The organism is Olleya sp. R77988, from assembly GCF_044594215.1.
In the GTDB taxonomy this organism is placed as follows: Bacteria; Bacteroidota; Bacteroidia; order Flavobacteriales; family Flavobacteriaceae; genus Olleya.
Window position 1 is genome coordinate 2,558,797 of sequence record NZ_CP138988.1, and the last position, 23,908, is coordinate 2,582,704.

General features: G+C 29.8%; 18 protein-coding genes. 6 read left to right on the forward strand and 12 right to left on the reverse strand.

Annotation, left to right across the window (positions count from 1 at the left end):
- The 11 genes from SJY17_RS11605 to SJY17_RS11655 form a co-directional block, all read right to left on the reverse strand.
- Nucleotides 1-1,383: a TolC family protein gene (locus SJY17_RS11605; protein ID WP_397362722.1), complete on the reverse strand. Its 1,383-nt coding sequence runs from the start codon at nucleotides 1,381-1,383 to the stop codon at nucleotides 1-3.
- On the reverse strand, nucleotides 1,380-2,741 hold the full coding sequence (locus tag SJY17_RS11610) for an HlyD family secretion protein (protein ID WP_397362723.1): 1,362 nt from the start codon (nucleotides 2,739-2,741) through the stop codon (nucleotides 1,380-1,382). The genes SJY17_RS11605 and SJY17_RS11610 overlap by 4 nt, the downstream gene beginning before the upstream one ends.
- Nucleotide 2,742: 1 nt before the next feature.
- Complete coding sequence (locus SJY17_RS11615) at nucleotides 2,743-4,410, reverse strand: peptidase domain-containing ABC transporter (protein ID WP_397362724.1); 1,668 nt, start codon at nucleotides 4,408-4,410, stop codon at nucleotides 2,743-2,745.
- Nucleotides 4,403-5,089: a TetR/AcrR family transcriptional regulator gene (locus tag SJY17_RS11620; protein WP_397362725.1), complete on the reverse strand. Its 687-nt coding sequence runs from the start codon at nucleotides 5,087-5,089 to the stop codon at nucleotides 4,403-4,405. Before SJY17_RS11620 ends, SJY17_RS11615 begins: the two co-directional genes overlap by 8 nt.
- A 91-nt stretch (nucleotides 5,090-5,180) precedes the next feature.
- Nucleotides 5,181-6,431 (reverse strand): mechanosensitive ion channel family protein, encoded by a 1,251-nt coding sequence (locus SJY17_RS11625; protein WP_397364877.1) that lies wholly within the window; start codon nucleotides 6,429-6,431, stop codon nucleotides 5,181-5,183.
- A 63-nt stretch (nucleotides 6,432-6,494) separates the two neighbouring features.
- The gene (locus SJY17_RS11630) at nucleotides 6,495-7,094 is read right to left on the reverse strand and encodes a pseudouridine synthase (RefSeq protein ID WP_397362726.1); all 600 of its coding nucleotides are present in this window, start codon (nucleotides 7,092-7,094) and stop codon (nucleotides 6,495-6,497) included.
- A gap of 233 nt (nucleotides 7,095-7,327) precedes the next feature.
- Nucleotides 7,328-9,622: a DNA topoisomerase 3 gene (locus SJY17_RS11635; RefSeq protein ID WP_397362727.1), complete on the reverse strand. Its 2,295-nt coding sequence runs from the start codon at nucleotides 9,620-9,622 to the stop codon at nucleotides 7,328-7,330.
- Between the two features lie 73 nt (nucleotides 9,623-9,695).
- On the reverse strand, nucleotides 9,696-10,337 hold the full coding sequence (locus tag SJY17_RS11640) for a hypothetical protein (protein ID WP_397362728.1): 642 nt from the start codon (nucleotides 10,335-10,337) through the stop codon (nucleotides 9,696-9,698).
- A 214-nt stretch (nucleotides 10,338-10,551) separates the two neighbouring features.
- Nucleotides 10,552-11,004: a hypothetical protein gene (locus tag SJY17_RS11645; RefSeq protein ID WP_397362729.1), complete on the reverse strand. Its 453-nt coding sequence runs from the start codon at nucleotides 11,002-11,004 to the stop codon at nucleotides 10,552-10,554.
- A 170-nt stretch (nucleotides 11,005-11,174) separates the two neighbouring features.
- Entirely contained in the window at nucleotides 11,175-12,749 is a 1,575-nt protein-coding gene (locus SJY17_RS11650) for a mucoidy inhibitor MuiA family protein (protein ID WP_397362730.1), read from the reverse strand.
- A 92-nt stretch (nucleotides 12,750-12,841) separates the two neighbouring features.
- Entirely contained in the window at nucleotides 12,842-13,654 is an 813-nt protein-coding gene (locus SJY17_RS11655) for a DUF1853 family protein (protein WP_397362731.1), read from the reverse strand.
- Nucleotides 13,655-13,765: 111 nt separating this feature from the next.
- Here SJY17_RS11655 and SJY17_RS11660 point away from each other — a divergent pair, with 111 nt between their 5' ends.
- The gene (locus tag SJY17_RS11660) at nucleotides 13,766-15,319 is read left to right on the forward strand and encodes a DEAD/DEAH box helicase (protein WP_397362732.1); all 1,554 of its coding nucleotides are present in this window, start codon (nucleotides 13,766-13,768) and stop codon (nucleotides 15,317-15,319) included.
- 93 nt (nucleotides 15,320-15,412) lie between these two features.
- Complete coding sequence (locus SJY17_RS11665; protein ID WP_397362733.1) at nucleotides 15,413-16,528, forward strand: DEAD/DEAH box helicase; 1,116 nt, start codon at nucleotides 15,413-15,415, stop codon at nucleotides 16,526-16,528.
- A 63-nt stretch (nucleotides 16,529-16,591) separates the two neighbouring features.
- Here the strand turns inward: SJY17_RS11665 and hpf are convergent, their stop codons facing one another.
- Nucleotides 16,592-16,894, reverse strand: a complete 303-nt coding sequence (gene hpf, locus SJY17_RS11670) for a ribosome hibernation-promoting factor, HPF/YfiA family (RefSeq protein ID WP_397362734.1) — start codon at nucleotides 16,892-16,894, stop codon at nucleotides 16,592-16,594.
- Between the two features lie 126 nt (nucleotides 16,895-17,020).
- On the opposite strand from hpf, the gene SJY17_RS11675 reads away from it, so the two are divergent.
- The 4 genes from SJY17_RS11675 (at nucleotide 17,021) to SJY17_RS11690 (ending at nucleotide 23,863) form a co-directional block, all read left to right on the forward strand.
- Nucleotides 17,021-19,846, forward strand: a complete 2,826-nt coding sequence (locus tag SJY17_RS11675) for a M16 family metallopeptidase (RefSeq protein WP_397362735.1) — start codon at nucleotides 17,021-17,023, stop codon at nucleotides 19,844-19,846.
- 295 nt (nucleotides 19,847-20,141) lie between these two features.
- Nucleotides 20,142-20,291, forward strand: a complete 150-nt coding sequence (locus SJY17_RS11680; protein ID WP_397362736.1) for a hypothetical protein — start codon at nucleotides 20,142-20,144, stop codon at nucleotides 20,289-20,291.
- A 29-nt stretch (nucleotides 20,292-20,320) separates the two neighbouring features.
- The gene (locus SJY17_RS11685) at nucleotides 20,321-21,109 is read left to right on the forward strand and encodes a sugar phosphate isomerase/epimerase family protein (protein ID WP_397362737.1); all 789 of its coding nucleotides are present in this window, start codon (nucleotides 20,321-20,323) and stop codon (nucleotides 21,107-21,109) included.
- 180 nt (nucleotides 21,110-21,289) lie between these two features.
- Nucleotides 21,290-23,863: a hypothetical protein gene (locus tag SJY17_RS11690; RefSeq protein WP_397362738.1), complete on the forward strand. Its 2,574-nt coding sequence runs from the start codon at nucleotides 21,290-21,292 to the stop codon at nucleotides 23,861-23,863.
- The last annotated feature ends 45 nt before the right edge of the window (nucleotides 23,864-23,908 follow it).

The following is a 23,908-nucleotide window of genomic DNA, read 5'->3' on the forward strand; positions in this document are numbered from 1 at the left end:
TTATTTTGGAACTATCCCTAAACTATTAAAAAGCTTAGCTTTAGTAACAAAAAACTTGTTTTTTAGCTTAATTTCTTTGACTTGATTATCAATCAACTTACTTTCTCTGCTATTAATTAAAAACACAGAGCTTTCTCCAAAACTAAATTTGCGTTCTTCTGCTTTTAATAAGGTTTTGTAATCTTCAACAATAGTACGTATCAATTCATTTTGAACTTTATAAGACTCTAATTCTTTAGTTATGGCATCTATTTTATTTTTAATTTGAAGTTGTGTGTCTGAAAACTCAAATTCGGCATCTTGAATTTTTAATTTAGATAGTTTTAAATCACCACGTTCTTTTCTTAAAAATAAAGGAAAAGCAACATTTATAGTGGCTTTATAAGCTGAGACGTTTAAGGTATTTGCTAATTCTGGTGTTTCTGTCAAAAAATTATACTGAGCATCTATTACAGGTAATAATTTATTAGTATTTAAGCGTTTATCTACATCTAATCCATCAATTTTACTCCCTAAAGCTAATAATTTTGGATGATTATCCACATTAAAATTTATAGCTTTATTTAACGATAAAGCTACATCAATTTCATCTTCTAAAACCAATACAGGATTTACAGTGTCATTAATGTCAACAGGTGTATTGTTTAGCCACACAAAATTTGAAGCTTCTAATCTTGCTTTTAACAACTTTACTCTGGATTGCTCTAGCTCTAAGGTTCTTGTTTTTACAACAATACTTGCTTCCAAACTGTCTATACCTGCCTTGTCACCAGCTAAAACGCTAGATCGAACGCCATTAAATCGCGTTTTAGCATTATCTAAAAAGCGTTCGTAAATTTTTGCTTGGTCATGTGCTTGTAGCCAATCAAAGTAAGCGATTGAAGCGTTATAAAGCACATTGTTAATTAAGATATTACGTTCTGCTTTGGTTTGTTCTTTATAATACTTTGCTTTTTTTACATCAGTCATTCTTTTATTAATCCACAAACCTTGTCCTAACGAAAACCCAACACCAGCACTGAATAATCCATCATCAGGCACATTGTTTTCAGGGTTTAGATACAATCCGTTATTTTCTTCAAAATTTGCTTTTAACTCAATACCATACCAGGTTGGTACTTTAAAAGTAGCATTTAAACGCTCATAATATTCCTTGTTTTTAAAATCTTTTTCATTAAAATCGATTTTTACTTTAGGATCAAAACCACCTCGTGCTTTCATTAGGTTTGCTAGACCTTTTTCTATGCGCAAGTCTGCTTGTTTTACTATTGGATGAAACTGCTTTACATAGCCTAAATACTCTGTATAACTTAAACTGTTTAAAGTTTGAGTACATACCAAAATGGGTAAAAAAAGAAATAGAAATGTTATAATATTTTTCATTTTATTTTTTTATCAGATTTAGTATTTTGCTTCGCGTTTGGTTGATAATAGTTAGGAGGGAAGCCATTTAATTGACGCCATAATTCAAACCAAATTGGGACGTCCTCTAATAAGCCTATTGTTTTTGCTCCAGAGCCTACGCGTACTGCTTCTGGCCATTCATGATCGTTTTCTACAGGAGCTAATAAAATTCTAAACTTTCCGTTTGGACTTATAAAACGCTCAATTGCTACAACTTTTGCACCATAAGTTCCATAAGACACGTTTGGCCAACCACTAAATATTATTGCAGGCCAACCATCAAACTGCACTCTAAATTCTTCATCTAAATGAACTAATGGTAAATCTATTGGATCAATAAAAGTTTCGATTGCAACATCAAATTTTGAAGGCATAATACCTACTAACTTTTCACCTTCTTTAAAGGTTTCCCCAATTCCAGCTTTAATAGCCTTGTTTATAAAGCCATCTTGAGGTGCTTTTATGTAGTACATTTCGTTACGCATAGAATAATTAGTGTAATCATTTTCTAGCTTAGTAACTTGTGCTTTTGCGTCAAAACCACTGGATTGAGCTGTAAACATATCGCTTTGCACTTTTGAAATCTTATCAGAATACGTTGCACTAATTCGATTTAGCTCTACTTTAGCATTGATAACTTCATTTTGTGCTGCTAAGTATTTATTTTCTTTAGAAATTAATTTAGCTTGTGTTTCTTGAAGTTTTAAGCGTTTTTCTTCAACATCTGTTACTGCTTTTAACCCTTCGGTTTGTAATTGTTGTGTACGATTAAATTGTTTTTCAGCAATTCCTATATTAGTTTTAGCAGCTTCAAAATCTATACTATCGCTTTTTACTTTAAGTTTTGATTGTAGTAATTTGTTTTGGGCTTGTTGTAATTTTAATTGTCTTTCTTTATTTAAAGCATTAACTTGATTGTTTAGCGCATTTACTTTTCCAGAATAAGATGCCACAGAAGATGTTTTTGCTTTTATTTGATCACCTGTTCTTTCTACTAAATCAGGGTCAAAATATTCGTTTTTTACTTCTGAAATAAATAAAATAGTATCTCCTTTTTTAACAAAATCACCTTCACGCACATACCATTTTTCAATACGACCCGGAATAACAGACTGGATGGTTTGTGGACGTTGATCTGGAGATAAAGTGGTTACCAGTCCATCTGCTGTTATGTTTTGTGTCCAAGGTAAAAATAGAATGATAATCCCTAAAATACCAAAGGTAATTAACAGTCTATTAAAATTTTTGTAGTGCTTTTTGTTAAACGCTTTTTTAACTGAACTAAAGTGACTGATATCGACGTTTTTATTGACGCTATTTGTTGATATGTTTAACATATTAGTTGCTTTTAATGATTTGACCTTTATCTAAAGTAATTAGTCTATTAATCTTAGTTTTCCAAAGATTATTTTGACTAACGATTATTAGTGACCAAGGATGTTCTGGTTGGCTTAAAAAATCTATAATTTGTTGTGCATCTTTAGGTTCAAATTGATCTAAAGGCTCTTTTAGCATTAATAATTTTGGTTGTTTTATGATACTTCTAGCTAGCATTATTTTTTTAGAAACCGTAAAAGAAGTGCCTTTTCCTTCTGGATATAACATTGTTTCTAAACCGTTTGGTAATTGTTTTACAAAGTCTTTTAAACCAACATTTTTAATTGCCCAATCAATCTGTTTAGTTGTGATTGATATATCTCCAAAGGTTAAGTTCTGTAAAAGCGTACCTTCAAAAGGAGTTTCTTCAACTAAAGTTTGACCAATATTATCTCTGTAACTATTAATATTTAAACTAGTTAAGGATTTGTCATTAACATAAACACTACCATTAGTTGGGCTTAAAACACCAGCAATTAATTTTAATAAGCTAGATTTTCCGGAGCCACTACTACCTTGAATTAACAATCTATCTTTAGTATTAATATTTATTGAAACATTTTTTAAAATAGGAGAATCTTTACCTATAACTGTAAGCGATATATTGTCTAATTCTATATTAAAATTTGGATTGGATGCATTTACCAATTCTCCATCTTGAGACTCTAAGCCTTTATCAACAACCTTCCCTAGCTTTTCAATTGAAGTTAATACATCATAAAAAGTCTCTAATCCTAGTATTAGTTTTTCAACAGAATTTATAACTAAAAGAATGATGATTTCTGCTGCAACAAACTGACCAATATTCATTTGTTGATTTAATACTAAAGCACCACCAATAACTAATAATCCAGCAGTAACTAAAACTTTAAAACCAATAAGCTGAATAAATTGAATGATTAGTATTTTAAAATGACTTTCTCTGGCTTTTAAATAGTCAGTAACTAACTTATCATTTTTTTCAAGTGCCAAACTTGTTTTTCCTGATAATTTAAAACTAACTATAGATCGTGCAATCTCCTGTATCCAATGTGCTACTTTGTATTTATGATTAGACTCATCAATACTTGTGCTTAATCCTTTTTCTGCAGTAAATTTAAAAACAATGTAAATAAGAAGTAATAATAAAGCACCATAAATAATAAAGAAAGGATGATAAAAAGATAATAGTATTAACCCAAATATGATTTGAAGAATGGCTGCGGGAAAATCTATTAAAACTTTTGCTATTCCTTTTTGAACATTTATAGTATCAAAAAATCGATTGGCTAATTCTGGTGGATAATAACCACGTAATTCATCCATTTTCATTTTTGGAAAGCGATATGCAAATTCAAAAGATGCTCTGGTAAATATTTTTTGTTGGATATTTTCAATAATTCTGATTTGCATCAATTGTAAAATTCCAACAAATACAACTCCTAAGGTTACTAAAATCACTAATACAATCCATGATGTACTAATTTGAGCTGCTTGCAATAAATTGATAATTGCCTGAATACCAAGAGGTAAAGATAGGTTGACTAATCCTGCAAAAATAGCATAGAAAAACACTTGTCTAACGTCTTTTCTGTCCAATTTTAATAAACCAACAAAACGTTGCCAAGCGGTTAATATTTTTTTACTCATTAGTAGAAATGTTTAGGGTTTTAAAAACTAAATCTTTAAAATAATTTATTGGAGTATCTAATTTTTTTAAATCAGAAATTGTGGTAAAATGATCCTTTAAAAAATGTTGATGTAATGCACCATCAATAACAGTACTAGCTAAACTAAATGGATAGTTGTAAGTAGCATCTATATTTAAAATCATGTCATGTAAACGAGTTACTAAACGTTTGTAAATTAAAAAATAACCTTCTTTATTTTCTTTATCAACTTCTTTTGTTAAATAAGATTTAGAATATTCGTTAATTACAATACGTTTTAAAACAACTTCATCAATGTGTGAGAAATTAGAATCTAAAGTTGCCGTTTGAGAAAATATGGTTATAGCCTTTTCTATTTTATCTTTTGGATCAGCAATACTATTAGTTGCAAATACTAATTGGTATTCTAACCAGCTCCAATACCATGAAGTTAAGTAGATTAATAATTTATGTTTACTTTCAAAGTATCGATAAATACTACTTTCATTTGACCCAATTTTTGATCCTAATTTTTTAAAAGTATAGCTATCAAAACCAATTTCATCAATAAGCAAAATGCTGTTTTCTACAATTCGCTTACCTAAATCTGAAGATTCAGGATCTTTTATGTAAATTTTTTCATTGATATTAATTTTTAAATTTGATAGTAAAGTATGCATAATATTTAATTTGATTGCAAATATAATAGTATTACTATTATAAATGAAATCAAATTAACTATTTATTAACTTTTTAATACTTAAAATAAATTTATGATTGGTTAAACGTAGTCTCAGAAGGCCATTCAAACAACTCCAAATCAAAGTAAGGTACTGCTGCTAAAAAGTGATCAAAAAGATCACTCATAACATACTCATAGTTTTCCCAACGTTTATCTTTGCTAAAACAATAAATTTCTAAAGGAATACCTTGTGCAGTAGGCTGTAATTGCCTTGCCATTAATAACATGTCCTCATTTATTGCAGAATGTTGTTCTAGATAAGTTTGGATAAATTTTCTAAACACACCAATATTAGTCATATTACGACCATTAATTAGCATAGATTTATTTATAGCATTTGAGGTGTTATACTTATCAATTTTATCTTGCATTGTCGTTAAATAAGACGAAATAATATCAATGTTTTTTAAACGTTCAATATCTTGATCTGTTAGATATTTAATAGAGGTTTGCTTAATTAGCATGTGTCTTTTTATACGTCGTCCATCAGAGTTTGTCATACCTCTCCAATTTTTAAAAGAGTCAGAAATCAAAGCATAGGTTGGTATAGTGGTAATAGTATTGTCAAAATTTCTAACCTTTACTGTAGCTAGATTAATTTCTGACACATCTCCATCTGCACCATATTTTTCAAAAGTAATCCAGTCTCCAATACGTACCATATCATTAATAGATACTTGTATACTAGCAACAAAACCTAATATAGTATCCTTAAAAATTAATAATATAACAGCAGAAGCTGCACCAAAACCTGTAATGATTTTCCATAATGACACACCACCAACAACTACTGCTAATGCTAAGACTATACCAACAATCCATGCAAAAATCATAAATACTTGAATGTAACTATCTATTGGTTTATCTTTTAATCTAGGTAAGGTTTTAAAGTAGTTTTTTAAGGTGTTTAAAAGACTTCTTACAATCCATAAACCCAAAATAATACCATATACTTGCATTGTTTTTTCAGTAAATACATGTAGGTTACTAAAATCTTTAAAAACTATTGGAATACTTTGTAAAGCAAGATATAATGCTGGAATATGTGCTATATTACTTGGTACACGATTAGATATCAATAAATCGTCAAAATTAGATTTTGTTTTTAATGCTAATTTTGCAGATAGTAATCGTAATATTTTTCTAATAATTAAATCTACTAAAAATATAAAAACAGATGCTATTATCAGTAATACTAGCATGTTTAAGTATTTAGAAGTTACAGATGTTAATCCTAAATCTCTAAAATGGTTGTAAAAAAAATGTGCGTATTTTATCATATCTATTACTAGTATATGATGCAAAAGTAGTGAGATTAAAACGATTTGCTGTTCTTTAATTTTTTAAAGATTATTAAAGTAATCATTTAAATTATGCTCTGGAATAACCTCTCCAACTTGCATAGTGTCTAAATAAATATCTCCAACTCTAACACGTACTAATCTTAAAGTTGGACAACCAACAGCACTTGTCATTTTTCTTACTTGTCTAAATTTACCTTCTGTTAACGTAACACTTATCCAAGTGGTTGGACCATGTCTAGCATCTCTTATTTTTTTTGAACGCTCTGGAAGTACTGGATCTTGTTTTAATTTAAAAACTTTACAAGGTTTTGTTTGGTATTTTTTACCATCAAAACCTATTTCTACACCATCGCATAATTGTTGTATCGCTTTCGCGGAAATATCACCATCAACTAATGCATAGTATTCTTTCTCAATTCCGGATTGGTTAACAAAGTCACTTAACTTTCCGTCAGTTGTTAATAGAAGTAGACCTTCACTTTTTTCGTCTAAACGACCAATTGGCATAGTTCCTGACGTAAACTCACCTAATTCGCCTAAAAAGCGTTTACGTTGTTCTTTTACAGCGTTACTAGAAAACTGACTTAACATTCCGTAAGGTTTGTAGATTTTGAAATGTTGGTGTTTTTTTGGTTTCAAATAATGATTTTTTAAATACGTTGATTCTTGCTTTTGCTATAACGACAAAACATTAGTTTAATTAAATAATATAAACTGTATGTGCTTCTCGATACAATTTTTCATGCTTCAAAATCACTCGAAGTGACGTGTTGAAAAGCTTTACAAACTCACTTTAAACTGATTGATTATGGTTAGTTCGAGTGAATAGTTGAGAAACGAAACTATTTGTATCGAGAACTAATAATGACCTTTTAACCTTCATTTAAGATTTCAAAAACTAATGCTTTGGTTAATTGTTGTCCATTTGCTTTTTTGAAGATTAAATCAAAATCAAATCTAAAATCACAACCAGACCTATAATCACTACAACCATATGCGGTTTTTCCTTTTATGATAGACCCTTTTTTACATTTAGGACAAGGTGTTTTATCTGTTTTTGCTTTCGCAGAAATCGATTGCTTAGGTTCTAATTTTAGTTTAAAATTACCATCAAATCTAAGTAAACCTTCAACAGAAGCACTTTCAACCTTAAACCCTTTTAAATTAACAGTCGATCCTTTGTCAATCAGTCGTTTATATTGGTTTTCAGAAATGTTTTTTCCAGCAAAACTAAATGACAACACAAAGTCGCAAGTTTTTCCGTACAAACTACAACCATAAGCATTCTTTCCTTTTAAAAGCTGACCACTTTTACATTTAGGACAGGGTTTTCCAATTATACCTTTATTAGTTGTTTTTGGTTTACGCTTAGTTTTAGTTTCTGATTTATTATTGGTGTAACTTATTTTTGCTTCTACCTTTTCGCTTCGGACTTCATAAACCAATTGATCCACCATTTGCTTCATGTTTTTTATAAATGCTGAAGCCGAATATTCGCCTTTTTCAATATCTTTTAATTGTTTTTCCCATCGACCAGTTAACTCAGCAGATTTTAATAAATCACTTTTTATTGTATCTATTAACTGAATACCTGTAACGGTTGGTAGCACTTGTTTTTTATTACGTTTTATGTATTTACGTCTAAATAAAGTCTCGATAATATTGGCACGTGTAGATGGTCTTCCAATACCGTTTTCTTTCATTAAATCGCGTAACTCGTCATCATCTACTTGTTTTCCTGCGGTTTCCATAGCACGTAGGAGTGTGGCTTCTGTAAATTGATTAGGTGGTTTGGTTTGTTTTTCTAAAAAACTAGGTGTGTGTGGTCCTTTTTCGCCTTTTTCAAAAGTTGGTAAAAACCCAGACTCTTTTGTGGGTTTGTCTTTAGATTCAAAAACCACTCGCCAACCTTTTTCAATAATTTCTTTTCCAGTAGTTTTAAAGTTTACACTTTCTGCTTTACCAATAACTGTAGTATTTGACACTTTACAATCATCATAAAACACAGCTATAAAACGTTTGGTTATTATATCATAAACCTGTTGTTGATTGTATTGTAAATTACTTTGTACTCCTGTTGGAATAATGGCATGGTGGTCTGTAACTTTTGCATCATCAAAGACCTTTTTAGTTTTTTTAAGTTTTTTACCTAAAAGTGGTTGTGTTAACGTTGCATATTTAGTCAGGTTTTTAAGTATCCCTGGAACTTTAGGGTAAATATCATTAGGTAAAAAGGTAGTGTCAACTCTTGGATAGGTTACCACTTTCATTTCATATAACTTCTGAACAATTTTTAAAGTCTCGTCTGCAGAAAACCCAAATTTAGTATTGCAATAGACTTGTAGTCCTGTTAAGTCAAACAGTTTTGGCGCATATTCTTTTCCGCTTTTTTTGGTGATAGATACAATTTCAAAATCGTGCTCTTTTACAATATTAGCTAACTTTTCTCCATCTTCCATCTTTAAAAAACGACCCTCTTCAAAGCTAAATAACGTATCACGATACATGGTTTGTAACTCCCAATAGGGTTGAGGCTTAAAGTTTTCGATCTCTTTCCAACGGTTTACAACCATTGCAAGAGTAGGTGTTTGTACACGTCCAACAGACAATACTTGTTTATAACCACCATGTTTTACAGTGTACAAACGTGTTGCATTCATCCCAAGTAACCAATCTCCAATTGCTCTAGAAAATCCTGCGTAATATAAATTGTCGTATTTTTTACTTGGTTCTAATTTTTGAAAACCTTCTTTAATAGCTTCAGTAGTTAAAGAGCTAATCCAAAGACGTTGTACTTCGCCTTTATAATTAGCTTGATCCAAAACCCAACGTTGTATCAATTCTCCTTCTGTTCCTGCATCACCACAGTTTATAACCACATCTGCTTTATCAAACAAACTTTTTACAATTTTAAACTGTTTTTGGATTCCAGAATCTTTGGTGACTTTAGTCTCAAAACGCTCAGGAAGCATTGGCAAGTTGTTTAAATCCCAACTTTTCCAATGTGGTTTATAATCGTTTGGCTCTTTAAGTGTGCAAAGGTGACCAAAAGTGTAAGTTACTGCATAACCATTGCCTTCAAAGTAGCCATCACGTTTTGTTTTGGCTCCTAAGACTTGTGCAATTTCTCTTGCTACAGATGGTTTTTCGGCAATACAGACTTTCAACTTATCTATTATAATTTAGACTTGCAAAATAAGTGAATTTGTTAAGCTTTGGAAGTGGTTTTGTTAGGAGTTATTAACTAATAATTTGAAATGCAAGTGCCAGAACAAATGCTGTAACTAAAATTATGATAACTGTATATTGAATTGCATAATTAGTAGCATCAGGATTCATCTTTTTCTTCCCACTAATAGTAAATTGACTATTAATAGATTTATTAATCCATGTTTTGAAATGGTCATCAGGCATATCGCTTTTATATGCTGGATATATTTCATCGTTTGACATTACTTCATCTATCCAAACTTGTCCATGTGCTTTACCATTAATAATTAATCTTTCTCCATTACCACAACCAGTCCCTTTTAAAAAAATAGTTCCGTTAGTCAAATCAAAATAATCATATTCTGTACTACTAAGATTATAAATTGCTTTAGTTAATGGGAATTCTATCTTTGGGTTTTCAATCATGTCATCATCTTCAAGAATAGTTTCAAAATCAAATGGAGTAAGTATATCTTCTTCAAAAGGATATGCTTCACCATTTATAACAATTCCTAAAGCAATATTTGTTATAAAATATCTGTAAAATTTTGGTAATTCTAAACTATTTTCCTTTTCAAATTTTTCAATAAAATCAACTTTCACAGGAGGAATTACTGAGTACTTTTTATTTAAGTATTTTTTAATATAAATTATCTTTTCTTCAAATCTCATTAATCAGTCATTATTATTTTAAATCAAACTTGTTAAGCTTTGGAAGTGGTTTTGTTAGGAGTTATTAACTACTGAATTTTAGGGATTCGTTTAACGTGTTTGTGTATGATTTCGTTGCGTGTTTAAGCACTAAATTTATCAAATACAAACCAAATAGAAAATCCGCGAGGATTTTCGTAAGTAGGCGAGTACTAGCAATGAATTATACACTGTGTTACCTGTAGTTTTTTATCTCGTTTATTATTTCAGATATTAGTTCAAATTCAGAGTCCTTTGAGATTATTTTTTTCAATTCAAATCTCAAAAGGTCTTTGTAGAGATTTAATTTCTTTCCGTCTAATTTTTTGAAATTTTGGTAAATAATATTTTCTTCTGCTTTTAATTCCTTTTTCGTAAGCAAACTTTTAATTCCGCTATTATTTATATCGAGTGTTTGTGTAGAATCTTTATTATTATACTTTGCATAAATTCTAGTATCGTTTCTATTATGTCCATCCTGCGATTTCCATAGTGTTCCAACAATTTTAGTTTTATAAAAATCAGTAGTCATATTAATTATATATTCACATCTGATTGCGTTAAACATATTTTGTTCAATATATACCAATTCCACATTTTGTTTTTTTGCGAATTCTTTCCAATTCTTATCTAATTTATTCCAATTCACAGGGTTTTTCAAATTACAGGTAACGTATAGATAAGGAGAGTTTTCAATTCTCTTTATCGAATGTTAAACGAAGTTAGTTGTTTTTTCTGATAAAGTCAAATAGTTTAAAAGTAGAAAAGGCAATCCTAAAATACAGATTACCTTTCCTGATTTTTTAATTCAAAATATATTTACTTTAGCCCATAAACACTCTGGTTTTTTGGATATTTAACTGTGTATCTAAACTTTTCAATTACTGTTTCCCTTGGTTTTAAATCTAATGTCCAAAGTAGTTTACCAATGTTTTCTGTGTAAACCGCATTTCCTCTGCTATCTAAAGTCACTAACACGTCTTTGTTTTGTGATACTGGAATCTGATCCAGAATTTCAATTTTAATTGGTGTTGCTTTTTTGTTTTTAACAACAATTTCATAACCAAAGGTTTCTTTTTTATTGCTACCAATAAACTTAGACGATGTATATTTTTTAATAGGTATACGCTCTACCACAATACTGTTATCGCGTCCCATAGATATAAACAATTCTTTTGCAGTAACTTCTGGATTTATATGTGACGTCCCAACAAAAGCACCTTCAAAAAAGATATTAGCTTGTCCTGCTACTAAATTGTATTGGCTCCAATCTGTAATTTTAGCTAGTAAAAACGCACCTCTATCCAATTTTGGAACTGTATGATAGATATAATCCGTTTTTAAATTAAATGCTTGTAAAGCTACAAGATTTTCTTTACCATCACTTGCAATAGAGCGTTTTGTTAAAATATCAAAATCTACTGTTAATTGGTTTTCTGACACGCTTGATGGATTAATATATCTAGCGTCTTGTCTATAAGCCATATTACTTACAGACACTTCATCTAGAGTTGCTTCTTGAAGCTTTTTTAATTGTTGCTGATAGATGTTAGCATATAATGGGCTTAAAATAGGCCTATTGTTATTTTGTGATGGATTTCCTGTACTAATTGTTAAGTCTACATTATCCCAATCTAATCCTGTGTTTTGATAGATTGCAGCTTTGTAAGTTAACTGGACATCTTCAGTTATACTTTTTGATCTAAGATCGTATAATGGATTCCAACCAACATTACCAACCACATATTTACAGTCAATTGCAATGTTTCCTGCTTTTTTAGAGTCTATTTGCAATACAATGTTTCCGCTAGGCTTATTAAACTTAGCATTAAGCTCGTTTAATTGTTGATTAAGCTTTGCGGCTTTTTCTCTGATTGGTTCTTCCTTTTTATCTAAAGCTGTTATCTTCTTTTTAATTTCAAGATACTTTGCTTGATACACATTACTTAGCTCTAAAACTTGTTGTGGTGTAAAACTAGAGTTACCACTTCCTAAATCTTGGTTTTTATTTAGTATTTGCTCAATACCTAATAAACTATTGCGTTGGTGTGATAACCAAACTAAGTCATCATTTAAGGTTTCTAATTGCTCTTTTAAAGCTTCTATTTCTTTATTATTGACTTTAGATACTAGATAATTGTTCTCATATTTTGCAGACACCAAAACAGTGTTAGAGCTGTTAAATTGTACTTGTAAACTAGATGGATTAATAGATGTAGATATACCTGTTAATACAATTTCTTGCGAACCCATTTTTGTTGTAAATGAGGCATCTCTTGTAATTTGAGCATTACTTTTAAAGACTTTTACAGCTTTAATTTTTGAATCAACTTCTGTTTGAGAAAATACAGTAATACTTGTTAACAGTAGGAGTAGACTAAATAGTTTGTTCATGATGTTTTTTTTACGAAGCTATTATAATAAGCTGCTGTAAAAAGTAATAATGAGTAAACTAAACCTTTGATTGAGGGAAGTCGTCTTTTTGATTAGTGTGCCACCACAAAGCACTTAGTTAATTCTCCATTTGGGAATTTTAACCATAATAAAGGCGAATAGTTTTCAGTTTCAAAAACAGCTAATTGTGGTTGTATTTGTTTAAAAGTGGACCAATTAACATTGGTGTCTAAATCTAATAACCAATCTGTTTTTTTAGGTATATAAAACTTACAATCTTCAAACAAATGCAATTGTTTATAATTAAAGTAAAACCCATAAACACAGGCATTATTTAGGGTTTTAAGCTCTATTTGCTTTCCGTAAGGCACAAAAATTTGCGCTTTAAAATACAGTTGTTGAATACAATTTTTAGCTTTCAAATTTAAACTATCCAATAAGGGTTTAGTTTCATTAGCATAGAGTAGTGGAAGCTGCTTTTGTTTTAGCTTATTCAATTTTTCTGTTAACGAGTCGCGACGCATTGGTCCAATACAATGTTCAATTTCAGTATTACCCAATGTGTCATCATATAAATAATATTTAAACTGAATTTCTAAATGAACAGGCTGCTCATTATCTAAAAACAAACAATCCAATTCGCCAAGTGTTTGCTTGTTGTCTTTTTGTATTTGTTGGTTTTCTGCTAAAATCTGAAGGGATTTAATATGTTTTAATTCTTCAAAAACAAACTGTTCTACACGCTGACCTAAACGCACATTAGGTTTGATATTTGCATTAAAGGAGAATACTTTATCAACGGTTTTTAAAAATGGTTGCATGCCTTCAATTTTAGATTGAAACAAATGTGGCGTGTTAAAAAAACCTCTAAATTGGGCTTGAAAATGCTCTGTTTTTGTACTCATATTAGAGTATAAAAGTAGGCAATTAAAAAAAAGTACTTGATTATTCGTCAAAACCCTTTAATTCGTTGTATTTTTGCACATCTCAAAATTTTCAAAAACTACTATTAATTAATGTCAGTAAAAACCCTAGAATTACAAGAGCGCAAAGAAGGAAAAAGTCTTTATAGTTACCAAAAAGGAGCTATTGATAAGATTTTTACATGTTTTGAAGAAGCACCAGAAGATTTTCACTTATTGTATCAATTACCAACAGGTGGAGGAAAAACGGTTATTTTTTCTGAAATAGTTAGACAATACTTAAAGCATCATAAAAAGCAAGTATTGGTAATGACACATAGGATAGAGTTATGTCGTCAAACTTCTAGAATGTTAACCGAGTTTGGTGTAACTAACAAAATTGTAGATAGTAAAGCAGATTTAAGTGATCAAAAAGACTTTAATTGCTTTGTTGCAATGGTAGAGACACTTAACAATCGTTTAAATGATGATAAACTAGACATTTCTGACATTGGTTTAGTTATTATTGATGAAGCACATTATAATAGTTTTACAAAACTGTTTAAGTTTTTTGAAAAATCTTTTGTTCTTGGTGTAACTGCAACACCTTTAAGTAGTAATATTAACCTTCCGATGAAGGATAATTATAACGAGCTTATTGTTGGAGAAACCATACAGTCTTTAATAGAAAACGAGTTTTTGGCTCGTGCCGAAATATTTAGTTATAATGTTGGACTAACCTCTTTAGTTGTTGGAGCCAATGGTGATTATACTGTAAAATCATCCGAAGATTTATATACTAATACAGACATGCTTACTAAGCTTATTCAGGCTTATGAAGAGCGTTGTAAAAACAAAAAAACCTTAATATTTAATAATGGTATTAATACGTCTTTACATGTTTATGACACGTTTAAACGTGCAGGATATCCAGTTGCACATTTAGATAATAATAATACAAAAAAAGAACGTAAAGCCATTTTAAAATGGTTTAAAGAAACACCAGATGCTATTTTAACTTCTGTAAGTATCTTAACCACTGGTTTTGATGAACCTACAGTAGATTGCATCATGCTAAACAGAGCTACAAAATCCTTGACTTTGTATTACCAAATGATTGGACGTGGATCGCGTATTTTAAAAAATAAAAACACATTTACTGTTGTAGATTTAGGAAACAATTTACACAGATTTGGACCTTGGGGAAGTGATTTAGATTGGCACAAAATTTTCCGTTCTCCAAACTATTATTTAGATGGAGTTTTAAGTGATGAAGAACTTGAAAACAATTTTAGATATGAAATGCCAGACGATTTGCGCGAGCAATTTAAAAAATCTGAGCAAGTCTATTTTGATATCAAAAAATGTTATATAGATAGTATTAGAGCAGGAGAGAGTAGTAAAGTTGTATTAGAACGTTCTATTAAACATCACGCTTATATATGTACAGAAAATAGCGAAGACCTTTGGGATGCGTTAGGATTGGCAAAATTATTAGGAGATGATATAGATTACAGAATTGGTCGTTATACAAAGTGTATTAGTAAAAGTACATATAACTTTGTGCAATGGTTAAAGGATGATTATCGTAAAAAACTGAACGCACATTTACGCTCTAATTTTGACGAAATTTTTGAAGAGATTAATGGTTTTCCTCCTGAGGATTAAAGTTTAGTATTCATTGTTCAGTAGCAGTTTGCAGTATTTACTCAGACAGTTAATTACACTAACTACTAATTACTAATTACTAAATACTTAAACATGACTTTTAAAGATCTTGGGTTAGATAAAAACTATATAAAATCGCTTAAAGAATTAGGAATTAAAACACCTACAGAGATTCAAACACAAGCTATACCAATGTTATTAAAATCTTCTAAAGATTTTATTGGATTAGCGCAGACAGGAACAGGTAAAACTGCAGCTTTTGGATTACCAATTTTAAATAAAATAAACCCAAAAAATGATGCAGTTCAGGCGTTGATTATTGCACCAACTAGAGAGTTAGTCCAACAAATAAAAAAGCAACTGTTTAAATTTACTAAATACAACAACTCTAAAATATTTTTAGAAGGTGTTTATGGAGGCGAAAAAATTGATATTCAGCTTAAAAACCTTGCACGTACTACACATGTCATTGTTGCAACTCCAGGACGATTAGTCGATTTAATAAATCGTCAAGCTGTAGATTTATCTCAAGTACAAACTGTTGTTTTAGATGAAGCAGATGAGATGTTAAGTATGGGTTTTAAAAACGATTTAACTACTATTTTAAGCGATACCAAAGGAGAGCGTAACACTTGGTTATTTAGTGCTACAATGTCTGAAGATTTAAAAGGTATTGTAAAACGTTATATCTCTGATCAAGCTATACGATTAGAAATTGACCGAAATAGTATTGTAAATGCAAATATTACTCACTTTTTTGTTGAGACTACTATAAATAATAAAGTGAATACGCTAATTCATTTATTAGAAGACAGGGAAGAGGAACGTGGTATTATTTTTACACGTACTAAAGCTGGTGCACAATCTTTAAAACACCAATTAGAACAAGAAGGTTTTAATGTTGGTGCTTTAGAAGGTGATATGCAACAAAGAGAACGTGATAAAGTCATGCGTGCCTTTAAAAACACAAGTTTGCAATTATTAATATCTACAGATGTATCTGCAAGAGGTATTGATGTTAGCGATTTAGCTTTTGTAATCCATCATCAATTACCAGAACATATAGAATATTACACACATAGGAGTGGACGTACTGCAAGAGCAGGTAAAAAAGGAGAATCTATAGCACTTATTTTATCTAATGAGTTTAATGACCTTAAAAAGGTTGAAACGACTTTAGGTATTAAAATGAAACAGTTGACGGTTTAATGATAAGTTATAAAACATAAAAAAAGCGACTCTTTCAAGTCGCTTTTTTTATTCATTATAATATTAATGTGTTTTCATTTTACCTTTTCGTTTAGACAGTTGACGCTCTAATTGCTGAGTCACTTCGCTAACACTTTTATGTAATGTGTCTTTACTTTCTTCAGCATATAATCTTGGTCCAGGAGCACTTAATCTAATTCCTGCAATCTTTCCAGATTTATCATTATGTGTGTTTTCTAACTTAAAAAACACATCTGCACGCACAATAAACTCGTACTTATTAAACAATTTTTGTATTTTATCTTTTGTGAATTCTTCTAAATCATCACTTGCTTTTACTTTGTCGTACTCAAAATTTATATCCATAGTCGTTTCGTATTTATATTTACTTAAAGATAAGTAAAAATGGTCTAAATTCAATTCTATTTATTAAAAATTTAAGACAAAAAAATATTGATTATCTTTAAACCACAATCAAAAATACTAAACAAAATGCGTACTATTAAATCTTTATTTATTCTAACTACTTTAGCTTTAATCTCTTGTAAAAATTCTGGGGATTCTTTTACAGATAAATCAACCGATTTTAAAATCGATTATGAGAAATTTACTTTAGATAATGGACTAGAAGTCATCTTGCACGAAGATCATTCGGACCCTATTGTTGCAGTAGCAACACTAATGCACGTAGGTTCTAATAGAGAAAAACCAGGTAAAACAGGGTTTGCTCATTTCTTTGAACATATGTCTTTTAATGATTCAGAAAATGTACCAGTTGGAGCAAACCGAAAAATGATTCCAGAATGGGGTGGAAGTCGTAATGGAGGAACGTCAAACGATTATACAGTCTATTATGAAGTGGTACCAAAAGATGCATTCGAAAAAATTATGTGGATTGATTCAGACCGTTTTGGATACATGATTAATACAGTAACCGAAGCTGCTTTAGAGCGTGAAAAACAGGTGGTTAAAAATGAAAAACGTCAACGTGTAGATAATGCGCCATATGGTTATACTGACGAGATTATTAGAAAAAACTTATATCCAAAAGGACATCCTTATAATTGGACTGTTATTGGTGCTTTACCAGATTTACAAGCAGCAACTATAGACGATGTAAAAGAATTTTACAAACAATATTATGGTGCCAAAAACGCCTCTTTAGTTATTGCTGGAGATATTGACATTGCTGAAACTAAAAAATTAGTAGAGCAGTGGTTTGGCGAAATACCTAGTGGTCCAGACGTAGAAGAACAAAATATTGATCCTGTTGTTTTAGAAAATACAAAGTCATTATATTTTGAAGACAACTTTGCTAAACTTCCAGAGGTACGTATGGTATTTCCAACTGTTAAAAACTATCATAAAGATACTTATGCTTTAAATATTTTAGGAGAATTATTAAGTGGAAGTAAAAAATCACCTTTATATAATGTTTTAGTTGAAGATCAAAAATTAGCCCCTAGAGTTGGTACTTATCAAAATAGTAGTGAGTTAGCTGGAGAATTTGTGTTTAGAGTACGAGCAAATGCTGGAACAGATTTAGACCAAGTTAAAGCAGCAATAGATACAGGCTTAAACAAATTTGAAACTAATGGTGTTAATGAGGACGATTTAAAACGTATTAAAGCTGAGCTTGAAACTAACTTATATAAAGGTGTTAGTACAGTTTTAAACAAAGCGTTTCAATTAGTACAGGATAACGAGTTTAATGGTGACCCAAGTTTTATTACAGAACGTGCTAAATTAACCAATGCAGTAACTGCTACAGACATAATGCGTGTTTACAACAAATACATTAAAGGTCAAAACTTTGTAATGACTAGTGTTGTACCAAAAGGAAAATTAGATTTAGCAGTAACAGACAGTAAAGAAGCAACAGTATGGATTGAAGAAGTTGTTAAAGGTGTAGCTAATGAAGAGGTTAGTCAAGGTGAAGAAGCAGTTTATGAGAAAACACCAAGTAAATATGATAGGAGCGAACCTCCTTTTGGAGAATTACCAGTATTTAAATCGCCAGAAATTTGGAAAGGTAAGTTGGATAATGGAATGACTTTATATGGTATTGAAAATAATGAAGTCCCTTTAGTACAGTTTGATATTACTATTCCTGGTGGTCAATTATTAGATCCAAAAGGTAAAGAAGGAATCTCAAGTTTATTTAGCGATTTAATGATGCAAGGTACAGTTACAAAAACTGCTGCAGATTTAGAAGAAGCAATTGGGTTATTAGGTGCAAGTATAAGTATGTATAGTGCAAGTGAAGATTTTCATATTACAGGATCGTGTTTAACTAAAAACCTAGACGACACAATATCGTTAATCAGAGAAATAATATTAGAGCCACGTTGGGACGAAAAAGAATTTAGTAGACTAAAACAAGCTTTAGAAACAGGATTAAAAGGTAGTGAAGCTAATCCAAACGCAATTGCTTCTAATGTGTTTAATCAGTTAATGTATGGTAACACTCATCGTTTTGGTATTAATGGATCTGGAACTTTAGAAAGCACAAAAAGCATCTCTTTAGACGACCTAAAAGCGTATTATAATAATCTATCTCCTAAGGATGCTACGTTTCATATTGCAGGAGCAATAAATAAAACACAAACGGTTAATGCTTTAAGTACTTTAAAAGAGTGGAAGGGAGAACATATCACTATTCCTGCACAAACTATAGAAGACACAAATACAGGAGGAACTTTATATTTTGTAGATGTACCAGATGCTAAGCAATCTGTTTTATATATTGGTAAATTAGCTTTATCTGCAAAAGACGACAATGCAAATAATTTAGGTTTTGCTAACGAAATTTTAGGAGGTGGATCAAGTGGACGCTTATTCCAGACACTTAGAATAGGTAAAGGGTATACTTATGGTGCATATTCAGGGATATCAGAACGTAAAACTGTAAGCCCATTTACAATAAGAAGTAGTGTGAGAGCAAATGCAACACTAAAATCGTTAGTGATAATTAAGGATATGGTAAACGACTATAAAGAAAGCTTTACAGATATAGAAGTAGAATTAACTAAAAACAAAATTTTAAAAGGAAACACAAGAGCTTATGAAAGTCTTGGCGCACAATTAGGTATACTACGTCGTATTAGTAAGTATAACAAAACAGAAGACTTTTTGGATACTAATCAAGATGAACTAATTAATATGACTTTAACTGATTATAAATCAATAATAGATCAATACATTATTGAAAAAGATATGGTGTATTTAGTTGTTGGAGATAAAGCAACACAGTTTAATGAAGTTAAACAATTAGGTAAACCTGTTGTAGAATTAGATATTTATGGTAATAAGATTTAATATTTTAATTATATAATTATTATACAAGCATAATCATTTAGGTTATGCTTTTTTTTATATAATAATGGAATTCATTATTATTGTTTTAAAGTATTATATATTCTGTTTAATTCTCATTGAAAGTAATAAGGGTTATTTAAAGTTCTATTTTACATAATATAAATTATAAAACAAATTATTTTATAATCAGACGCTATGTAAAATAGCTATGTAACGAAATTAACTCATTAAATATTGTCAAAAAATAATGTTTACTTTTATAATATCTAATAAATCAAATACAAACCAGAACCAAATGACTAAGCAAACTGTTAACTATTCTAGAAGAGAATTTACAAAACTATCAGCAATGGGTATTGCAAGTATCCCTTTATTAGCTTGTCAAAATGGATTGATAACCAAGGAAACAACGTCACCAGAGCGTCTTAATGTGCATTTGTTTTAAAACACCTACAGTTTTTAGATTATAATGATATGTCTGCAGCTGCTGCAGAAATGGGTTTTGATGGTCTAGATTTAACAGTTCGTAAAAAAGGACATGTATTACCTAAACATGTTATTGCTGATTTACCAAAAGCTGTGGAAGCCATGAAAAAATATGGTCTTGCTCCAAGAATGCTATCTACAAATGTTTGGGACGTTAATAATTTGATAAATAAAACTGTGTTAGAAACCGCTAGTCAATTAGGTTTTACTAATTACCGTACAGATTGGTTAAAATATCCAGAAGACACTCCTATTAAAAAAAGCCAAGCTTTATATGCTAATCAAGCCAAAGATTTGGAAGTTTTAAACAAAAAATTAAACCTTATTGGTGGTTATCAAAATCATGCTGGTAAACATGTTGGTGCACCAGTTTGGGATTTACTACCAATATTAGAAGCTACAGAAGGTGAATTTATGGGTTGTCAATACGATATTAGACACGCTGTAGTTGAAGGTGGCGAAAGTTGGGAACTTGGACTAAAACGTATTAAACCGTATATAAACTCTATTGTATTAAAAGATTTTAAATGGGGAATTGTAGATGGCAAATGGAAACCAATTAATGTACCTCTAGGACAAGGAATGGTTGATTTTAATCGTTATTTTTCTTTACTAAAAAAGTATAAAATTAATGTTCCTGTTTCTCTTCATGTAGAGTATGATTTAGGTGGTGCAGAAAAAGGAAAAAACAAAATAACAATGGATAAAAAAGAAGTCTTAGCACGAATACAAAAAGACTTACTTTTTATAAAAGAAGAATGGAAAAAAGCTGAGTAATAAACTTGCTAAGATTTTAGTTGCAAATTGTGTTTCGTTAAAAAAAGTTTCAAATAACACATATTTAAGCACTTATAAACTCATCTGAAAAACGCTTATCATTTAAAGACCTACAATTATAAATTTAATGATAATAAATACATAAATAATTCGGATTTTAGAGGTCTAAATAAAATCAATATGCGCGTTATTATCATTCTTCTACTTCTAATCTCATTTAGTTTTACGTCGTTTGCACAACAAGATACCATATGGTATAATAACTCTTGGAGAGAATCTACAAAAGAACAGGCGGAATATTACAGGATTAAAACACAAAAAAAAGACTTATATCATCTTAAAGATTATTTCCTTAATGGAACTTTACAAATGGAAGCCTACTCCTCTTCTAAAGATGATGATGTTTTTGAAGGTAATGCAACCTGGTATAATGAAGATGGCTCAATAATTAGGACAAGTGCATATGAAAAAAACAGGCTAAATGGAGACTATATCTCCTATCTTAATAATAACAAGTACAAAGCTACCTATTATAATGATAGGCCTATTAACGGAAAAGTGGTGAGTAATTCTAATTACAGATCACCAATTATAAATGTGTATAAAGACAGTTTACATACCAAACAATATATTTATTTTACTAAAACTAAAAATCAAATTAAGTCTGAAACACATTTTGATGTTTCCAGTAAAGAATATAATTATAATCCAGTATTAAGAAAATTCTATGATGCTAAAGGTAATGTCATTGGAAAAATGACCTTTAATAAACATGATTATGATAATGGAATTATTGTCAACTATTATTATTCAGATTATAGAGATCAAATTTCTAGTATCGATTATTATAAAGACAGTAATTTACAGTATATAGATCGGTTTTATACTAATGGTAATATTAAAATTAAAAACACCTTTACAAACGACGTTAGAACTAAAACGACCTATCAAAAAAGCGGAAAGGAAATTGCCAAACTACAGTTTAAAAACAAAGAGCCTTTTAACGGAATAGATATTGAATTTCATTATCGAATCGATGAAAATAAAAATGAAGAAATTATTGAATATAAAAGATATTATACCGACGGATACCTTACTAAACAAGAAGAATTTTACCCAAATGGTAATCTTAAACATGCTAAAATCTATGATATAATTGACGAAAGCACTATTCAATCAGAAAAATTTTACGACAAAAATGGTAACTATTTAGGGGATTTAATTTATGAAAATTACAGAATTAAAGAAGGTTTTAAATTATCTAATCATAAAAGAGAATGGTTCAAAAATTTTAAGCTTATAAAAAACATCAAATACTATGCTAATAGTGACACTGTTTTCAGTAAGCAAGATGCCAATAAGGTTACTTATTATAGCAAAAAACAGGACATACTTGGACATTTAGAAATAGACACTTCAGATTATTACTTTAAGCCTATTAAAGGACAAGAGTTTGTTTATAGTTATGATCATTTATCAACTATTAACGAGTATAAAGATTCAAAAAAAATAAAAACAACAGACTTTAATCAAAATAGCGATACCAAAAAAAATCATAAAGTCGTTCAGTTTTATAATACTGATCAATACAATACTAAATCAAAAGAAATAAAATACTTTAGTAATGATAAAATAAAGGAAGAGACCACTTTTGTTGATGGTTACCAAAAACAAATTAGTGTGTTTTATGATATAAACGGAAAGCAAATAGCAAAGTATAATCATGAAACTGAGACTGGTACTGAGTATGACTATTTTTTTGAATCTGATGAAGTCAGTAAAATAAGTACAAATGAAAATGGAATACTTATAGCCGAAAAATTATATCTTGAACTTAGAGGCAAAAAAAGCGATTCAAAAGAAAAATACGGACTATTTAGAGATTTTGATATCAATACAAGCGATAAATTTTATAACGAAGAAGGATCGCAAATATTTAATATAGAATATAAAGATAAATTGCCTTATAATGGTGTATTCTATGATTATAATAGAAACCAATCCATAACAGTCAAAAATGGCGTATCAAATGGTACCTATAATAAATATAATGGATATTACTTTCCTGAAGACATTATAGAAACTGGCGAATATATAAATGGTAAAAAAGAAGGTGTTTTTTCTTATTACGATAGTGATAAAGTTATATACAAAACAGTTGAGTATAAAAACGATCTTTTAGATGGAGAAACCGCAACCTTTGAAAACGGTAAAAAATTAACTAGTATCATTTATAAAAACGATGCGCCTTACCAAGGTGTTATAAAGAATAATTATAGAGAAACAGAAGAAAGATTTGAAAATGGCAAGCTAATATATTCAAATAAAATTCTAGAAGATAATTCCAAAATAGAATACAACTATTTTGAAAATTATGTCCAAGCAATTGTTTATTATCCAAACTCTACAAACAGAAAGTATAGTTTTAATACAGATAAAAAAAGCAATGTTTTAAATGGCGAAATAATTAGATATAACAAAAAAAACAAGGCGATGCATAAGGCTGTGTTTGATAATGGAACTTTAGTAGAAGGAAAAATTTGGATAAAAAGAGATTTTGTCTACAGTTATAATTATAGCAATGTTAGCTACTTTGAATTTTCTAAAGATAAAAACAATACTATTTTAAAAATATTTGACAAAAATCTTGAGCTAATCTTTGAAGGAAAAGAAAAAAACGATGTTGAAAATTCAATATTTGATAAAGTGATGAATGTTTCTCCTAATAATATTACAGGCCAATACTTGTATTAAAATTACAGCTTTACTTTAATGACTTAAAACCAGTAACACAAAACA